Origin of the sequence: Vibrio pectenicida, assembly GCA_024347015.1 — a bacterium.
Lineage (GTDB): Bacteria > Pseudomonadota > Gammaproteobacteria > Enterobacterales > Vibrionaceae > Vibrio > Vibrio pectenicida.
Genome location: AP024889.1, coordinates 685,373 through 703,370, shown reverse-complemented (window position 1 = coordinate 703,370; position 17,998 = coordinate 685,373). Strand labels below are relative to the sequence as shown.

Genomic DNA, 17,998 nt, shown 5'->3' with positions numbered 1-17,998 from the left:
AAGCCTTTAAAGTTCAAACGATGGGCACTGAATTTCATCCCAGAACCAATTTGACTGAAGGGGCGTATCCCACACTCCTGGTCCATTTTTAGCACTAAAGCATTTTCCATTGTGAATCACTTTATCTCCATCGCTCACCTGAGTGACTCCATCTTGCCAAGGAATAAACTCACTTGGATTTGGCTTTGTTGGCCCATCTAACATTTCCTCCCAAGGCCCACCTAAATCTGGTCTATCTCCTTTTGTCCACCACTTGGCTTGGTATGTATTTTTCTTGTAATTGACTTCTTCACCCGCCATATATTGCTTGTTAACATTCCATTCCTTGCCTTTATTAGGATCAGGGACATCAAGTTGGTCAACAATGCGAACCTCTGGCCACTGAGTATGAGACTTATAGAAGTTAGTGACGCATTTTTCATAATCACCAGCGACAAGGGCTGAATACGCGGTTTGAAAACCAACTAGCTCACATTCAAATGAATAGCCCGCGGGACGATTAGGGTAATATTTCCAGTTACCATCCCAATTGGTGTAAAGCACATCTTCAGCCCCATCAAGGTTGAGGCTACCATATGGGGTTTGCTGCCAACAGGTATCTTTTTCATCAAGACTGAGAGGGATCTGATAATGAGACGATAAACCCTGCCAGTATTTTATTCGATTGACTGGCTGGCCTTTATCTTTATTCTGCGCCCCGCACTCTATTCCCCCATTGATGATATTTATGGTGGTGCCAAAACCATACCCAATACCGGCATCAATCTCTCGCTGAGATGGCTGCCAAGTTCCATCAATCACATGTAGCATTGCGGGTTTGGGAGCTTGTGGGGTCAGAAAAAACCAGATTGCAGAAGCAAGATTAAGCCATGAATCTGCAACTAAACCGGGGTTATTGAGTAAGACTGTTGCATCCCCTGCAAACATGACCTCTGAAAAAGCCCCATAGTTGAAATGATAGGACAATTGCTTTGCACCTCGCCCGAAATACCCCTGCCCAGCACCACATGGCCACTTTCTATTCTGCCAATTATTCTGACCGCAACCTGTCGTGTATCCGACATCACCTTCAGACCACCCCATTTCTCGCACATGAACTAAAGCTTGCTGCCATTCTTCTAATCCAAGTGGATTATCAGAAGTGTTATCTTTAGCAATATGTCCGCCAGTTTCCTGAGCAAAATGAGCAAATGCCGTTACAATCGAGCGCTTACAAATCGCATCCGCATCTCTTCCATCCGTGTACAAACCACAAAATGCTGGAAACTTGCCTATTGCACGTAAGAACCGAATATAGCTATATTCAAACGTTGCCATATGAGTAAGAAAGTCCCACTCCTGCTTTGGAAATACTCTTTCTGCACGTTTTACGTTACTCGGGTTACTGTCTAAACCAGGTTCTATCGCTTCAACAATATCGTTAGGTACCGTCCCAAGCGCTTGAGACCAAACTTGGTACATGGGGTTCGAAGTCTGTTCTTGCTCTACCGCTTCAATATCAGAACGTTTAATAACGTACCCAGTTGGATTAAGCGGATCTGGCTGAATATTTATTGCAGCCCAACTTGGAGAGGTAGCATACACACATAAGGTAGCAACCAAGTAACTTGCTTTTCTCATCACACTTTTCCTTGTTAATAAGAGGCAAGAAAAGATTAGAAAAGGCAATAAAAATATTCACCACATAAGCATTAACCTAAGCTTAAGTTGCGAGTGATCTTGAGGTTGTGAGGAGGGATAAAGCTTTGCTAGCGACCAAAAATGCAAACTGGCTTCAAAAATACAATCAATTAAATAGAGTAACAAAAAGTAAGCATATACAAAAAAGCCAGCATCAAAGCTAGCTTAAAAAAGAACAAATAAGTCTGAAATTATTCCCATTCAATCGTGGCTGGTGGTTTACCTGATATGTCGTAAACTACACGTGAAATACCATCAATTTCATTGATAATGCGGTTAGAAACCTTACCTAGGAAATCATAAGGTAGGTGGGCCCAATGCGCTGTCATAAAGTCAATGGTTTCTACAGCTCGCAAAGAAACAACCCAGTCGTATTTGCGTCCATCCCCCATTACACCGACAGAGCGAACTGGCAAGAATACGGTAAAGGCCTGAGATACTTTATGATATAAATCCGCAGCATGAAGTTCTTCAATAAAAATCGCATCCGCTCGGCGAAGTAAATCGCAATACTCTTTCTTAACCTCACCAAGCACGCGCACGCCTAAGCCTGGTCCTGGGAATGGATGTCGATAAAGCATGTCGTAAGGCAAACCAAGTTCTAAGCCAATCTTACGTACTTCATCTTTAAACAATTCACGAAGTGGTTCAACAAGCCCCATCTCCATGTCATCAGGCAAGCCACCGACATTATGATGAGATTTGATCACATGCGCTTTACCCGTTTTAGATGCCGCAGATTCAATCACGTCAGGGTAAATTGTTCCTTGAGCTAGCCATTTAGCGTTTTTAAGCTTCTTGGATTCCTCGTCAAATACATCCACAAACACATGGCCGATAGCCTTACGCTTATCTTCTGGATCAGACTTGCCTTCAAGTGCTGTTAAGAATCTATTTTCAGCATTAACTTTAATGATGTTAAGCCCAAACTTATCACCAAACATATCCATAACTTGCTGACCTTCGTTTAAACGAAGCAAGCCATTATCGACAAATACACAAGTTAATCTGTCACCAATTGCACGGTGAACTAGCATGGCAACAACAGAAGAATCAACACCACCAGATAGGCCTAGGATAACCTCATCACCACCAACCTGTTCTTTAATACGCGCAACGGCATCTTCAATAATAGATCCAGAAGTCCAAAGACGTTCACAGCCACATACACCAAGAATAAAGTTCTCTAGTATTTGCAAACCATGTTTTGTATGCGTTACTTCAGGATGAAATTGAACTCCGAAATACCTCTTATCTTCATTTGCTATTGCAGCGTAAGGGCAAGTTTCTGTGTCACCAACTTTAACAAACCCCACTGGAAGATCGACTACTTTATCACCATGGCTCATCCAAACATCTTGAGTTGCTTCAAGATCTTTGAAAATAGAAGACTCACCAGATACTTGAACAGCAGCATAGCCAAATTCACGCTCTTCAGACGTAGACACTTTACCACCTAACTGCTCAGCCATGGTTTGCATGCCGTAGCATACGCCAAGCACAGGTACTCCTGAGTCAAAAACATATTGGGGCGCGCGTGGTGAATTACCTTCTGTAACACTTTCTGGCCCACCCGAGAGGATGATTCCGTTTGGGTTAAATTCACGAATATCAGACTCATCGACATCCCAGCTCCACAGCTCACAGTAAACGCCGATTTCACGGACGCGGCGAGCAACAAGTTGAGTGTATTGAGAACCGAAGTCCAAGATCAGAATACGTTGGTCATGGATATTTTTAGTCATTTTGAACAGTCTTATAAGCTTTGTTATTAAACTGAGGCGAGCAAAGTCGCCTCTAAATTGATCTACCAAGGAAAAATAAACATTTTTGCTTGAGATTGATTTAAATATTCCCGAGTCTGCCTTATCCACATGTATGGGGGCAGTCAGTAGTCATTATCCCAAACGGTAGTTAGGCGCTTCCTTAGTAATTTGAACATCGTGTACGTGGGATTCTTTCATTCCAGCACCAGAGATTCGAACAAACTCAGCTTTAGTGCGCATATCTTCAATCGTAGGGCTACCAGTCAGACCCATACTTGAACGCAAACCGCCTATTTGTTGATGAACAATCTCTTTTAAACGACCTTTATATGCAATTCGGCCTTCAATACCTTCAGGAACTAGCTTATCCGCCGCATTATCTGATTGGAAATATCGATCAGAAGAGCCTTGAGACATAGCTCCCAAAGAACCCATACCACGATATGCTTTATATGAACGACCATTATATAAAATGACCTCACCAGGGGCTTCTTCTGTACCAGCAAACATAGAACCCACCATGACACACGAAGCGCCAGCGACAATAGCTTTACAGATATCACCAGAGAAACGAATGCCGCCATCAGCAATAACAGGGATACCGTATTCATTTGCAACCGCTGCCGCATCAGCAATAGCCGTGACTTGTGGCACTCCGACACCAGTAACTATACGAGTCGTACAAATAGAACCTGGGCCAATCCCCACTTTTACCGCACTGACTCCAGCTTCAATCAACGCAAGTGCACCAGCACTAGTGGCAACATTACCACCAATGATATCTAAATCTGGATAAGCAGCACGAGTTTCACGAATACGATTAAGAACCCCTTCCGAATGACCATGAGAAGAATCAATAAGTAGAACATCAACGCCAGCTTCAACCAATGCTGCTACGCGTTCTTCGTTACCCGCACCAGCACCTACTGCCGCGCCAACGCGTAAACGCCCTTGCTCATCTTTACATGCGTTAGGTTTACGCTCTGCTTTATGAAAATCTTTTGCTGTGATCATCCCGGTCAGTTGGAATTCACCGTTAACAACCAATACTTTTTCTACGCGAGCTTCATGCATCTTCTCTTGAACGTCTTCACGAGTAGCACCTTCTCTTACTGAAGCCAAACGCTCTTTAGGTGTCATTACCACTTTAACTTTCTTCGTTAAATCGGTAACAAATCTCACATCTCGACCTGTAATAATGCCTACCAATTCCTTGGTATCAGTCACAACTGGAAAACCGGCAAAACCATGTTTTTCTGTCAGGGCAATAACATCCGCAATCGTGGCATCCGGGTTTACTGTAACCGGATGAGAGACTACGCCAGCTTCATAAATTTTCACTTGGTGAACCATATGAGCTTGCTGCTCAATCGACATATTCTTATGGATAAAGCCGATACCACCTTCTTGAGCAAGTGCTATAGCTAAGCGAGCTTCGGTCACAGTGTCCATAGACGCCGAAATCATTGGTATATTTAGAGTGATGTTTTTCGTCAGCTGAGTGCGAAGATCAGCTGTATTTGGGAGAACAGTGGAGTGTGCTGGCACTAGCAATACATCATCGAATGTCAGCGCTTCTTTGGCAATTCTTAGCATTTGCAATATCTCACAATTAAAGGAGTAAAAAGAGTAATCCTATCATCATCGTTTCGCATAATGAGAGCAGTTAGCCATTAAGCTTTACTGCATTTGGATTAGATATTGCGGTGGGATTATACGGCTAACGCAATCGTTTTACTATATTTTTTTTAATTTTTTTCTTGCATTCCCCCCCTTGCTATGTATTATATTGCCGCTAACTTCCATACTCACGCCTATGAGACTCATGGTGTCATCTGTCAGTAACCAAAATATCTTTACTGTTTCTCGTCTAAACTCTGAAGTTCGTCTTTTACTCGAAAATGAAATCGGCATAGTTTGGCTTTTAGGTGAAATATCCAATTTCTCAGCCCCCGCTTCTGGTCACTGGTACCTCACTCTTAAAGACTCCCGTGCCCAAGTCAAATGTGCAATGTTCCGTGGCAACAATCGTCGTGTCACCTTTAAACCTCAGAACGGTCATCAAGTACTCGTCAAAGCGCGGCTATCACTATATGAACCTCGCGGTGATTACCAATTAATCATAGAGAGTATGCAGCCAGAGGGAGATGGGCGTCTGCAACAACAATTTGAAGAGCTTAAAATCAAGTTGGCAAGCGAGGGATTATTTGCTCATAGCAGCAAACAACCACTGCCAGAACACCCCAGATGTGTTGGTATTATTACTTCAAAAACTGGAGCGGCACTGTTTGATATCCTCAATGTACTTAAGCGTCGCGATCCTTCACTTGATGTCATTATTTACCCGACTGTAGTACAAGGAGAAGATGCGGCTATTCAGATTGCTCAAGCAATAGGATGTGCTAACAGCCGTAAAGAATGCGATGTATTAATTGTTGGTCGTGGAGGAGGCTCTCTTGAGGATCTATGGTGTTTTAACCATGAAATAGTTGCTCGCACTATTGCAGCAAGTCAAATCCCAGTGATCAGTGCTGTTGGGCATGAAATTGATGTTACCATCAGTGATTTCGTAGCCGATCTACGCGCAGCAACACCATCGGCTGCTGCAGAGCTCGTTAGCCGTGATAACAGCCACAAATTACAAGCATTCAATAGTTTTCAAAACAGATTACAAAGTGCCTTTAGCAGCTATATAAACAGATATAAGCAAGCAGCCACTGCATTGCAGCATCGATTGGAACGTCAGCACCCTACTTATCAATTACAGAGACAAAACCAACAACTTGATGAGTTATCTACGCGCTTACAAAGGGCAATGAACATCTATTTAGTGTCTCAACGCCAGAATATTGAACGTCAGCAATATAAACTGCAGTTACATACACCAATTCGTCATATGAGTGAGCAAAGATCAACATTAAAAAGGCTCGAGCAAAAACTCATCGATTGCATGGAAAAAAAACTGCTTAGATCTCGTCATCAACTATCTTTGGCTGGTGAAAAGCTTGATACAGTTAGTCCATTAGCCACTTTGAAACGCGGCTATTCCATCACCCAAACTTCATCGGGCCACATCCTTACTAGCACAAAAGACGTTAAAGCTGGCGATGCAATAATCACTCGTTTAGGTGATGGTGAAATACACTCCACTGTGTCTTAGCAAGAAAGTACTTATCTAACATAGTTTCAGTTATAAATATCAAACAACTCGACGCCACTTGCTTACGTTTGCAAAAATTTATGTCTGTTTAATCAATAAGAACTTCACTCGAGATTTAGACTTCAGTTCATTGCACTGATTACAGAAATAATTACTCGCACCGCACGCTTGAAGTTTTTCAAGCTGAGCTTCACAATCAAGGCAATAACCGAGTTTGTTAAAGTCATTTTCGCACCGCACACAATGGTAATTTCCCTGCCAGATAAGATCAAAATCACAAGCGGGGCACTGTTCTTTATTCATAACTTCAGCGTTTCCTGATAAATATTAGCTATCGTATACCGAAACATTAAGTTTGTACTTGATCGATATTACTCTGCATGGAGATCATTATCCGATCATAGGCTAAATCCATTTTGATCAGCGATCTGGCCATAAAAGAACATTTATATCACCACACACCGAAAGCATAAGTTACATATTCTGCATTTGGATTTTAAAAAGGATAAAAATCTAAAATTAAATCAATGAGACTAACTTTTCAGTATTGTATAAAAAGATCCATTAGTTATCATATTGCCAATACATGAGTGTGCATTTCAATGTTCTGTTCATCTAATTGAGTTAAAGTTATACGAATTTCTTTGAACTCCTGTAAGCTCCGAACATGAGTACCACCACATGGCATTTCAGCAATAACACCCTCTCCCAAATCACATTGCCAATAACGTGAATCTGTTAAACTATCACCACAGCACTTAATATTAACCTCGGTTTTCAGCATTAACCATTGTTCTAGTTGAATATTTACTTGTTCCTCTACCCTGTTAAGAGTACTAAACAGCTCAGCGCTGTTTAAGCCACGTTTACGCAGCGTCTTTCCTAAACGGTAGGTATCAACACATTGGTCTTTTCCAACCAAGCTAGTTAGCTGAGCGTAACTGTTAAAATCACAGTAACCATGCGGATCTTTACGTTCAGCATCTTTACGCCAATACCCCAGCTCAACCAGCACTTTATTGAGTGCAAGTGACGCCATATGACCTGCACTGTGTCCTCGGCTTAATGTTTGCTGGTAAGGTTTATCCACCATCAAAGTGACTTCCTGACCAACACTCAAATTAACGCAACCCTTCTCTAAACAATGAACAACAACAAATGCCCACCCATTCTCATCACGTCGAACCGGAATATCACAACCAACGAATAATTGACCACTAGATAACTCAACGGCCCCTACTTGGCAGTCAATAACAGGATATTCATCTAATGTACCTCTATCTGCTGGATGATCTGGCCAGATATGGCTCACAGGATGAAATGGTGTTGTCTGGGTTATAACATAGAAATACTTGCTATCACTTTCCACCATCTGCACTGGTGAACTAAGACACCAAATATCATGGCAAAAACTGATAATAGTTGGCGTAACTGGCATCTATATCTCCTCCAAAAAAAAGCGCCTATTATATAAGGCGCTTTCAAATACTATTTTTTACGATTTTTCATCATGCTCATGAGTCGTTTACGTTTGCGCTCCTGAGACAGGGTCATCTTATTTGATTTACCTTCAAATGGGTTATCACTACTTTGGAACTGAATACGAATTGGTGTCCCCATGATCTCGAGTGACTTACGGTAATAATTCATTAGATAACGCTTATAAGAATCCGGCAACTCATTAACCTGATTACCATGAATTACCACAATTGGAGGGTTGTACCCACCTGCATGTGCGTACTTAAGCTTCACTCTACGACCACGAACCAAAGGTGGCTGATGATCTTCTGTCGCTATTTTCATGATACGGGTCAATACAGACGTTCCAACTCTTGTTGTCGCTGATTTGTAGGCTTCTTGAACCGATTCAAATAAGTGCCCAACTCCAGTACCGTGAAGTGCCGAAATAAAGTGAATACGTGCGAAATCAACAAAACCTAGACGGCGATCGAGCTCTTTTTTCACATGCTCTTTGACATCGCTATCTAAACCATCCCACTTATTAACCGCAATCACAATAGAACGACCCGAGTTCAACGCAAAGCCGAGCAAACTGAGATCCTGATCTGAAATATTTTCACGTGCATCAATAACAAGTAAAACTACGTTGGCATCTTCTACGGCTTTTAACGTTTTAACGACCGAAAATTTCTCAACCGTTTCATTGATACGTTTACGGCGACGAACACCAGCAGTATCAATTAGAACATATTCACGATCATCACGTTCCATTGGAATATAAATAGAGTCACGAGTTGTCCCTGGCATATCATATACAACTACACGCTCTTCACCCAAAATACGATTAGTTAGGGTCGATTTCCCTACATTAGGACGACCAATAATCGCCAATTTTATCGGCTGATCTTGTAGACGCTTAAACTCTTCTTCTGCTTCTTCTTCGGTGTAATCTAGCTTCTCTTCATCTTCATCAACGAAATCTGTTAAATCTTCAATTTCACCTGCGGCTTCTTCTATCATTTTTTCAGCAAATGGGTTAAGAGCTCGATCGATCAAAGCCCCGACACCACGGCCATGGGTCGCAGCAATTTGATACATTTGCTCAACACCCAACTGCCAGAAATCAGCGGAAGCTGCATCAGCATCAATGCCATCAACTTTATTGACTACCAGCATTGAAGGCTTTTCAAGCTTTCTTAAATGATTCGAAATTGCAATATCGGCAGGTGTTAGACCCGCACGGCCATCCACCATAAACAACACAACATCGGCTTCATCAATCGCGGCAAGCGACTGCTCAGCCATCTTGGTTTCAACCCCTTCTTCAGTGCCATCAATACCACCGGTATCAATCACGATAAATTCGTGCTCACCAAGCTTAGCTTGTCCATATTTACGGTCACGAGTTAAACCAGGGAAATCCGCAACCAAGGCATCGCGAGTACGAGTTAATCGGTTAAACAACGTTGATTTACCAACGTTTGGACGCCCTACAAGAGCAACTACAGGAACCATAACAACCTCTACAATATTCTTTTCTTTTATGTAGTTATAGGTAACAACTCAATCCGATACATACCATGAGTTTTTTACCTATAACCACATTACTCTACAAATCTCTAAAACAAACAAACGGCCCCCAACTGTCGCCAGAAAGGAGCCGAATGTGAATTGTATCACATGATCACTTAGTCAGGGTCAGTTTCTTTACTTGCCCATTTCTCGTGACTACAACATAACCATCATCAACCCAGATTGGAGCAACAGCAAAACCACTACTATTGATTTTCTGCTGCGCAACAAACTCTCCAGAATCTCGATCCAGCCAGTGCAGATATCCTTCGACATCCCCAACTACTAGATAATCATCAATGATCGCAGGTGCAGTCAGTAAACGATTTTCAAGCTTTTCGTTGCTCCATAGTTCGGTACCACTTCTCGCATCTACCGCAACAAGGTGATCTTTATCCGTCACTAAATATATCCGGCTAGTGTCACTGGCTAAATTTGTTGATGAGGAATATTTACGTTTCCAGATGGGTTTACCTGAGCGCAAATCAACGGCGGTTAATTGCCCATTAAATCCAACAATATAAAGCATACTACCTAGCAATAATGGTGAAGCATCAACATCGACCAAACGATCAATTTCTGTCGCACCTTGGGGCGTACCAATCGGTTGCTGCCAAATCAATTGACCACGTTCTACTATGGCAGCAGCCAAACGACCACCTGCAGTTCCCCAGAATACTCCACCAGAAACAGTCACTGGTGCACTATTGCCGCGTAAAGTCAGGTTAGGAACTTCAGTGCTAATCGTCCATTTTACATCACCCGTCGCTTGATCAAGTGCGATAAGCATACCTGTTGTAGTGTGAACCATAACCAGGTTATCATCCGTAGCTGGGGCAGCAAGAACTTCCCCTTCTACATCAACGCGCCAGTTTACTGCACCAGTTTCCTCATCAAGCGCAATGACTTGACCATTTTCACTACCAATAAAAACCTGACTGTAACCCGCAGTAATGCCACCCGACAATCGTACAGGAACATCTTGTTCTAGATCTTGCTTCCAAAGTGTCCCACCACTCTCGGGATTAAACGCCTTAACGACGCCTTCACGACTCGCCACAAAAATTTTGTCGTAAGCATATTGAGGGGCGAGTTTGGAAAAATATTGACCAACACCATCACCAACACTGCTACTCCAGAGACTTTTGGGGGTAAATTCACTCTTTACTTTGGGGACAGGTGCCATAATAACGGTATCTTCTTCGCTAGCACACCCTGAGATGATGCCGACAATTGCCGCAGCTATAATGGCTCGCTTTAGCATTATTTTCATGCATTGCACCTTTTACTTAGCCAGATCGTCCAGTTTCATTTGTAATGCCTGGCTTGCATCCTTAGCTTGTTGTGCTTCAATATAAGCTGTATAGGCACCTTCAGAATCTCCTTTACGAAGCAGAATATCGCCTTTCAATTCAGCCACTCTACCAGCCCAGCTTTCATCATCAATCGCAGATAGTTCTGTTAATGCATCATCAAAATCACCCTGCTCTGACTTTAGGCGAGCAAGACGAAACGAAATAACAGAAACCAGCGCTTGATCTTCTGTAGCAGATTTAGCCCACTCTAGTTGAGCCAAAGCTTCATCAAACTCTCCAGCTTCAACTTGCACTTTCGCCAGCTGAAGTGCCGCTAAGACAGCATATTGGCTATCGTTATTTGCATCGATGAACACCTGCAAAGCAGCTTCACCCTCAGCACCACTTTCTGCTAGTTGCTGAACAGCCTTAGTGTAGCTTTCTGAAGCACTTTCTTGAGCTGCTGTCACTGAATCTTGATAATAACGCCAACCAAACAGACCTCCCAAACCAACGACAGCGCCTAAAATGACTGACTTACCATTCTCTTTCCACCAATCTTTGATCGCTTCTACCTGTTGTTCTTCAGTATCGTAGAGTTCCACTTCCTGTCCTCATAAATCCAAAAAATGGCGACCTGAGCCGCCACTTTTAATTTGAAATTGTGTTTAAACCAGTTCTGCCAATTTAGCAGCTACATCATTTTGGCTGTAGGTCTCTTGAGTACCGCCAATTAAATCTTTTAGTACCACGGTGCTTTCTGCGACTTCATTCTCACCAAGAACCAAAGCGAAAGATGCACCAACTTTGTCAGCACGCTTAAACTGCTTCTTAAAGTTGCCACCACCAAAATGGCTCATAACACGCAGCCCATCGATATGCTCACGCAGTTGTTCGGCAAGCTTCATACCTGCCATCATAGTACCTTCACCAGCGGTCACCATGTAAACATCAACTGCTCGGCGAACATCTGTCAATTCGAGTGTTTCAAGCATGAGCACTAAGCGCTCTAGGCCCATAGCAAAACCGACTGCAGAAGTCGCTTTACCGCCTAACTGCTCAACTAGACCATCATAGCGACCACCGCCACATATAGTACCTTGCGCACCAAGACTTTCAGTTATCCACTCAAATACAGTCCGGTTATAGTAATCAAGACCACGCACTAAACGCTCGTTTACCGTGTATTCGATACCCGCAGCATTAAGAAGTTCACATAAACCTGCAAAATGTTGCTTTGACTCTTCTCCAAGATAATCAGAAAGGCGTGGAGCATCTGCTAAAATAGCTTGAACGTCTGGGTTTTTGCTATCCAACACACGTAATGGGTTAGTATGCATACGACGCTTACAATCGTCATCTAAAACATCGATATGTTGTTCCAAAAACGCGATCAGCGCCGTACGATAATTGATCCTGTCTTCAGATGACCCAATTGAATTAAGTTCTAAGCGCACATGTTCAGAAATACCTAGCTCTCGCCATAGACGAGCCGTCATCATAATAAGTTCAGCATCAACATCAGGACCATCAAGACCAAAAACCTCTGCCCCACACTGGTGGAATTGGCGATAGCGTCCTTTTTGTGGTCTTTCATGACGATACATAGGCCCCATATACCATACACGTTGTTCTGAACGATCAATTAAACTATTTTCAATACATGCACGCACACAGCCAGCTGTTCCTTCAGGGCGAAGAGTCAGACTATCACCATTACGATCTTCAAAAGTGTACATTTCCTTTTCAACCACATCGGTAACTTCACCGATTGCTCGACTAAATAACTGTGTCATCTCAACAATTGGCATACGCATCTCAGTGTAACCATATGCACTGATTACTTTCTTTACTGAGTTTTCTAACTTTTGCCATAGCGCTGACTGAGCTGGAAGACAATCATTCATGCCTCGAATTGCTTGAATTTTTTTTACCACAATATTTACCGTAATTTAGGTGATCTTGAACTTAATCTTCGACTTTAACATCAATGCGATTTTGGGCATCCATGACGGAAGCTTTAGCCCGAATTTTTGCTTCTAATTGATCAACAAGGTCATCGTTATCAAAACGCTCTTTCTGACGCTTACCATCTTCATAGAAAGCGCTTTTTTTATTACTACCTGCAAGACCGAGATGGGATACCTCAGCCTCACCCGGTCCATTAACCACACAGCCAATAATCGAAACATCCATTGGCGTGATAATATCCTCAAGGCGTTCCTCTAATGCATTAACCGTGTTAATGACATCAAACTCCTGTCGAGAGCAACTCGGACAAGCAATAAAGTTTATTCCTCGCGAGCGAATACGCAATGACTTAAGAATATCAAAACCTACTTTAATTTCTTCAACTGGATCTGCGGCCAGAGAAATACGCAAAGTATCGCCGATTCCTTCAGCTAACAGCATCCCAAGACCAACAGAAGACTTCACAGCCCCTGCACGTGCTCCGCCCGCTTCTGTAATCCCTAAATGAAGAGGCTGATCAATTTTTTGTGCAAGCAAGCGGTATGAATCTACGGCGAGAAAAACGTCAGATGCCTTTACACTAATCTTAAACTGGTCAAAATTAAGACGATCTAGGATATCCACATGTCGCATGGCTGATTCCACCAAGGCTTCAGGTGTTGGTTCACCATATTTCATTTGAATATCTTTTTCTAATGAGCCGCCATTGACACCGATTCGAATTGGGATATTTTTATCACGCGCACAATCAACAACCGCCCGAATACGATCTTCCTTACCAATATTTCCGGGGTTAATGCGTAAACAATCCACTCCATATTCTGCAACTTGCAGAGCAATACGGTAATCGAAGTGAATATCGGCGACCAATGGTACAGATACCTGTTGCTTTATGAGTTTAAAAGCTTCCGCAGCATCCATAGTCGGCACGGATACTCGCACAATATCAGCACCAACATTTTCCAATGATTTAATTTGCGCAACAGTTGCTTCAACATCTGTTGTTCTTGTATTAGTCATCGACTGTACAGCTATTGGAGCTCCGTCACCGATGGGTACATCACCCACATAAATACGAGTAGATGGACGACGTTTTATAGGAGATTGGTATTGCATAATAATTTCTAAGGTAAGGTGAATCTTGCTACTTTACCAGAAGTATACCCAGAAAGGTCAACAGGTTCACTTGATAATGTTATAGATACATTTTCCGGCGCCCCTAAAATAACCTTGTAAGGAGGATTACCTGTTAGCTGTAAACCTTGACCAGCTTTCTTGATACCAGTCGCAAGCGTTTTACCAGTAGCATCTTTAACTTGAATCCAACAATCATCGCGAAAAGACATTTCAAGTAAGTTAGCCACTATGGAAGTGGTGGGCTTCTCTGGCTTAGACGATACTTCTGAGTCTACCTTCAAGAGATTGTCTGCCGTGTCAGAAACGTTGCTTGTAGGTGTTGAGTCTGGTGTAGCAGGGTTATTCGAGGGCACTGGCTGAACTTTGGTCGGCTCTGCTACCAATATGGCCGGTGCAGTATTTTCAGACACTTTTTTAGGCTCCACGGCAAGAGTCGCAGCTTGAGTTGTCACATCTTCTAGTGGCGTCTCTGCAATTTCTGATTCTTCCTGCTTGGTCTTTGTTAAGGGCTCAGGTTCAACTGCTGCAAAGTCCAACTTATTGTTCTCTGCTAATTCTTGTTCTATTTTCTTTTCTTGCTCAGTTACGGAAGTTAACTCAACCGCTGTTTTTTCTTGATTCTGCCACCACCAAACACAAGAAATACTGACAATAACAGCACAAATACCCCATGTCAGGACCATTATTCGATTATCATGTCTCTCTTGATTAGTTTTTTGGGAAAAACTTTGCATTTCATGCTCTTGATGTTGAGCTTCTCCATTGTCATCCAGAGCGCACAAAACAACAGATTCTTCTACACCAACGACACGTGCGTACGAACGCAGGTAACCGCGTGTGAAAGTAGCAACTTGCTCACTTTCAAACTGATTTGATTCGATATTTTCGATAATTGCACGTCGAAGACGCAGCCGACTAGCGACCTGCTCCAATGTCAGACCGAGTTCTTCACGTTTCTGCTTTAAAATCGTACCTGCTTCAACTTTTGTCTCTTCGTCTATCAGGGGTGTTTGTTCAGCACTCATTTTATAAACGTCTCTTTTTGAAGGATTCTATCCAAAATGCACATTCGTTATTTATCGTTAGTTGCACTGCCTTGAACTAGAATCTTATATTTTGAGGAAAATCCCTCACCAAAATGTATAAAGTACTTCACATAAATCTTAGGGATATTATTCCTAAAGCACTAAAGTTTAATTCTAATAGATATCAGAGATGAAACAACATAGAAAACACGTATAATTCACAACTAGCTCAAGGTTTTTCTATATTTTGACATTATTTAGCTCAATCAGTTTAAAAAAAACCAGAGCAGAGCTCTGGCTTCGTATCCAAAACAATCTTTTTAAACAGCCTTAACGGCTATCGTTTCACCTTTTGCAGCACGAATAGTCGCAGTACGCTTAGTACGATCGATAACATCACCAACTAACTGGCCACAGGCCGCATCGATATCATCACCTCGAGTTTTACGCACAGTTACAGTATTATCGTATTGCATTAGCGTCTTTTGGAAACGGTCTATCCTTGAGTTACTTGGTTTTTTATAAGGTGAACCAGGATAAGGATTAAATGGAATTAGGTTAATTTTACATGGCGTATCTTTAAGTAACTCAGCGAGTTCACGGGCATGCTCCATATCGTCATTAACGTGATCAAGCAGAACGTACTCAACTGTCACTTTACCACGATTAGCTTTAGATGAATCTATGTAACGACGAACTGATGCTAGAAAATCTTCAATATCCCAACGATCGTTGATTGGCATAATTTCACTACGCAATTTGTCATTCGGTGCATGAAGTGAGATGGCTAGAGCAACGTCTATCTGCCCAGTCATCTTATCTAGACCAGAGACAACACCAGAAGTAGATACCGTAACTCGACGTTTGGATAAACCAAAACCAAGATCATCAAGCATGAGTTCAAGCGCTGGGATGAGATTTTTCATATTAAGTAGAGGCTCTCCCATTCCCATCATAACAACGTTAGTGATAGGGCGTCGGCCTGTATCTTTTTCTAAGCCAACTTCACGTGCAGCACGCCAAACTTGACCAATAATCTCAGACACCTTTAGATTACGGTTGAATCCTTGCTGTGCTGTAGAACAAAATTTACACTCGAGAGCGCATCCTACCTGTGAGGATACACATAAGGTTGCCCTATCATCTTCAGGAATATAGACCGTTTCTACATCTTGATCGCCGACTTTCATTGCCCACTTTATCGTACCATCAGACGAATGCTGAGCTTCAGCAACAACTGGCGCTTTAATTTCACAGCGATGCATGAGCTTTTCACGCAATTTTTTATTAATGTTGCTCATATTTTCGAAGTTATCGACACCAAAATGGTAAATCCACTTCATTATTTGATCGGCACGAAATGCTTTTTCACCGAATTCTTCAGCAAACAGTTTACGCATCCCTTTACGGTCAAAGTCAAGTAGATTGATTTTTTCAGTGTTCATGGAACCTCACGAAACGACGTAACATTAATTAAGGGCGCGAATTGTACAGCCTTTACTCAACAACAACAAGATCTCTAACGCCCTGTATTATATAAATCATTAATATTGCTTTGATTAAATTTTATACAACATTAATTATTAAAAAAATACTGATTAAAAATCACTTGCTACTTCTCAAGTGTGAGCTGTTTTATCTGTTCTACGATAGCTTTCAATCCATTTCCACGCGATAAGCTGAGATGAGAAACAAGACCTAATTCTTTAAAGTATCCTTCAATATCAAATGCTTGAATCTGCTGTGACGTTTTACCATCAAAAGGGGTTAATACTAGTGCAATCAGCCCTCTAACAATACGAGCATCTGAGTCCGCACAAAAATACCATACCCCATCGATATTGTTACTCACCAACCAAACTAGGCTTTCACAGCCAGTGACTTTAACTTGATCAGTCTTTAGTTCATCAGGCATTTCAGGCAGCTTTTTTCCCCAAAGAATGACTTGGCGATAACGTTCTTCCCACCCTTTCAAGCCCTGCATGGTTGAAACAATATCGTTTACAAGAATCTCTGTGCCAAAAGGCGAGCGAGGAAAAGATGACATACGGACCTCTAAACTAAATGATTACTGGCTGAACTTTTGGATCAGTTTTTCCACAATACGTGCAACTGCAACAAAGCCAAAAGTAGCAGTCACAACGGTTGCTGCTCCAAAACCACTCGCACAATCCATACGCTTAGGTCCCTCAGCTGTTGATTTCATATTACATACTGTTCCATCGGGCTGTGGATACTTCAACTGCTCAGTTGAAAAGACGCACTCAATTCCAAATTTACGTTGTGGGTTTTGAGGGAAATTATGATGACGTCGCAAAGTATCTTTGATTTTTTTTGCCAGCGGATCCTGAATTGTTTTGGTCAGATCCGCGACTTTAATCTGAGTTGGATCAACTTGCCCTCCAGCACCACCAGTTGTAATTACTTTAATCTTATTACTGCGGCAATAAGCAAGCAATGAGGCTTTCGCTTTGACGCTATCGATGGCATCAAGCACATAATCAAAGTCCTTAGTTAGATATTCATGCTGATTGTCTGGCGCTATAAAATCATCGATCAAGTTTACCTGACAGTCAGGATTAATAAGCTTGACTCTTTCAGCCATCACTTCAATTTTGCTCTGGCCGATATTGCCATTCATTGCATGGATTTGTCGATTGATGTTAGTCACACAAACATCATCCATATCGATCAATGTCAATTGACCAATCCCCGAACGTGCCAATGCCTCAACAGCCCACGACCCAACTCCCCCAATACCTATCACACATACATGTGCTGCACGAAGAATTTCGACTTGCGAATGACCATAAAGGCGTCGAGTCCCACCAAAACGTTGGTCATAACTGTCCGAAGCAGGTGTATTAAGTTCACGCATGGTGCTTTCCTCCGAGATATTAGGGGTAAAATACAAAGAGTGCGTTTTATACG

Annotated in this window: 15 protein-coding genes; 1 reads left to right on the top strand and 14 read right to left on the bottom strand. The window is 42.2% G+C overall.

Annotation, left to right across the window (positions count from 1 at the left end; translation table 11 throughout):
* Nucleotides 1–6: 6 nt before the first annotated feature.
* From OCV27_RS03260 to guaB, 3 genes are all read right to left on the bottom strand, one after another.
* Nucleotides 7–1,620, bottom strand: a complete 1,614-nt coding sequence (locus OCV27_RS03260; RefSeq protein WP_125320016.1) for a chitinase — start codon at nucleotides 1,618–1,620, stop codon at nucleotides 7–9.
* A gap of 251 nt (nucleotides 1,621–1,871) precedes the next feature.
* On the bottom strand, nucleotides 1,872–3,425 hold the full coding sequence (gene guaA / locus OCV27_RS03255; protein WP_125320017.1) for a glutamine-hydrolyzing GMP synthase: 1,554 nt from the start codon (nucleotides 3,423–3,425) through the stop codon (nucleotides 1,872–1,874).
* 153 nt (nucleotides 3,426–3,578) lie between these two features.
* A complete protein-coding gene (gene guaB / locus OCV27_RS03250; RefSeq protein ID WP_125320018.1) occupies nucleotides 3,579–5,042 on the bottom strand; it encodes an IMP dehydrogenase in 1,464 nt (487 codons plus the stop codon).
* 232 nt (nucleotides 5,043–5,274) lie between these two features.
* Between guaB and xseA the strand changes: the two genes are divergently transcribed.
* Nucleotides 5,275–6,606: an exodeoxyribonuclease VII large subunit gene (gene xseA, locus OCV27_RS03245; protein WP_125320061.1), complete on the top strand. Its 1,332-nt coding sequence runs from the start codon at nucleotides 5,275–5,277 to the stop codon at nucleotides 6,604–6,606.
* A gap of 78 nt (nucleotides 6,607–6,684) precedes the next feature.
* Here xseA and OCV27_RS03240 read toward each other — a convergent pair whose 3' ends face one another.
* The 11 genes from OCV27_RS03240 to tcdA form a co-directional block, all read right to left on the bottom strand.
* Nucleotides 6,685–6,909 carry a zinc ribbon domain-containing protein gene (locus OCV27_RS03240; protein WP_125320019.1) on the bottom strand — a complete coding sequence of 75 codons (225 nt, stop codon included), beginning with the start codon at nucleotides 6,907–6,909 and terminating at the stop codon, nucleotides 6,685–6,687.
* Nucleotides 6,910–7,177: 268 nt separating this feature from the next.
* Nucleotides 7,178–8,044: an alanyl-tRNA editing protein gene (locus OCV27_RS03235; protein WP_125320020.1), complete on the bottom strand. Its 867-nt coding sequence runs from the start codon at nucleotides 8,042–8,044 to the stop codon at nucleotides 7,178–7,180.
* 50 nt (nucleotides 8,045–8,094) lie between these two features.
* On the bottom strand, nucleotides 8,095–9,582 hold the full coding sequence (der, locus tag OCV27_RS03230; RefSeq protein WP_125320021.1) for a ribosome biogenesis GTPase Der: 1,488 nt from the start codon (nucleotides 9,580–9,582) through the stop codon (nucleotides 8,095–8,097).
* 169 nt (nucleotides 9,583–9,751) lie between these two features.
* Nucleotides 9,752–10,912: an outer membrane protein assembly factor BamB gene (bamB, locus tag OCV27_RS03225; protein WP_125320022.1), complete on the bottom strand. Its 1,161-nt coding sequence runs from the start codon at nucleotides 10,910–10,912 to the stop codon at nucleotides 9,752–9,754.
* 12 nt (nucleotides 10,913–10,924) lie between these two features.
* Nucleotides 10,925–11,539, bottom strand: coding sequence for a YfgM family protein (locus tag OCV27_RS03220; RefSeq protein ID WP_125320023.1), 615 nt, complete (start codon nucleotides 11,537–11,539; stop codon nucleotides 10,925–10,927).
* A gap of 63 nt (nucleotides 11,540–11,602) precedes the next feature.
* Nucleotides 11,603–12,871 carry a histidine--tRNA ligase gene (gene hisS / locus OCV27_RS03215; RefSeq protein WP_125320024.1) on the bottom strand — a complete coding sequence of 423 codons (1,269 nt, stop codon included), beginning with the start codon at nucleotides 12,869–12,871 and terminating at the stop codon, nucleotides 11,603–11,605.
* Between the two features lie 31 nt (nucleotides 12,872–12,902).
* Nucleotides 12,903–14,021, bottom strand: coding sequence for a flavodoxin-dependent (E)-4-hydroxy-3-methylbut-2-enyl-diphosphate synthase (gene ispG / locus OCV27_RS03210; RefSeq protein WP_125320025.1), 1,119 nt, complete (start codon nucleotides 14,019–14,021; stop codon nucleotides 12,903–12,905).
* A gap of 8 nt (nucleotides 14,022–14,029) precedes the next feature.
* Nucleotides 14,030–15,067 carry a cytoskeleton protein RodZ gene (gene rodZ, locus OCV27_RS03205; protein WP_125320026.1) on the bottom strand — a complete coding sequence of 346 codons (1,038 nt, stop codon included), beginning with the start codon at nucleotides 15,065–15,067 and terminating at the stop codon, nucleotides 14,030–14,032.
* Between the two features lie 320 nt (nucleotides 15,068–15,387).
* On the bottom strand, nucleotides 15,388–16,512 hold the full coding sequence (rlmN, locus tag OCV27_RS03200; protein WP_125320027.1) for a dual-specificity RNA methyltransferase RlmN: 1,125 nt from the start codon (nucleotides 16,510–16,512) through the stop codon (nucleotides 15,388–15,390).
* Between the two features lie 167 nt (nucleotides 16,513–16,679).
* On the bottom strand, nucleotides 16,680–17,114 hold the full coding sequence (gene csdE, locus OCV27_RS03195) for a cysteine desulfurase sulfur acceptor subunit CsdE (protein ID WP_125320028.1): 435 nt from the start codon (nucleotides 17,112–17,114) through the stop codon (nucleotides 16,680–16,682).
* A gap of 21 nt (nucleotides 17,115–17,135) precedes the next feature.
* On the bottom strand, nucleotides 17,136–17,945 hold the full coding sequence (gene tcdA, locus OCV27_RS03190; protein ID WP_125320029.1) for a tRNA cyclic N6-threonylcarbamoyladenosine(37) synthase TcdA: 810 nt from the start codon (nucleotides 17,943–17,945) through the stop codon (nucleotides 17,136–17,138).
* Nucleotides 17,946–17,998: the final 53 nt, after the last annotated feature.

Bases quoted from the DNA above. Each gene is read 5' to 3' on its own strand.
- OCV27_RS03260 (WP_125320016.1), bottom strand. From the start codon at position 1,620: ATGAGAAAAGCAAGTTACTTGGTTGCTACCTTATGTGTGTATGCTACC.
- guaA (WP_125320017.1), bottom strand. From the start codon at position 3,425: ATGACTAAAAATATCCATGACCAACGTATTCTGATCTTGGACTTCGGT.
- guaB (WP_125320018.1), bottom strand. From the start codon at position 5,042: ATGCTAAGAATTGCCAAAGAAGCGCTGACATTCGATGATGTATTGCTA.
- OCV27_RS03240 (WP_125320019.1), bottom strand. From the start codon at position 6,909: ATGAATAAAGAACAGTGCCCCGCTTGTGATTTTGATCTTATCTGGCAG.
- OCV27_RS03235 (WP_125320020.1), bottom strand. From the start codon at position 8,044: ATGCCAGTTACGCCAACTATTATCAGTTTTTGCCATGATATTTGGTGT.
- der (WP_125320021.1), bottom strand. From the start codon at position 9,582: ATGGTTCCTGTAGTTGCTCTTGTAGGGCGTCCAAACGTTGGTAAATCA.
- bamB (WP_125320022.1), bottom strand. From the start codon at position 10,912: ATGAAAATAATGCTAAAGCGAGCCATTATAGCTGCGGCAATTGTCGGC.
- ispG (WP_125320025.1), bottom strand. From the start codon at position 14,021: ATGCAATACCAATCTCCTATAAAACGTCGTCCATCTACTCGTATTTAT.
- rodZ (WP_125320026.1), bottom strand. From the start codon at position 15,067: ATGAGTGCTGAACAAACACCCCTGATAGACGAAGAGACAAAAGTTGAA.
- rlmN (WP_125320027.1), bottom strand. From the start codon at position 16,512: ATGAACACTGAAAAAATCAATCTACTTGACTTTGACCGTAAAGGGATG.
- csdE (WP_125320028.1), bottom strand. From the start codon at position 17,114: ATGTCATCTTTTCCTCGCTCGCCTTTTGGCACAGAGATTCTTGTAAAC.
- tcdA (WP_125320029.1), bottom strand. From the start codon at position 17,945: ATGCGTGAACTTAATACACCTGCTTCGGACAGTTATGACCAACGTTTT.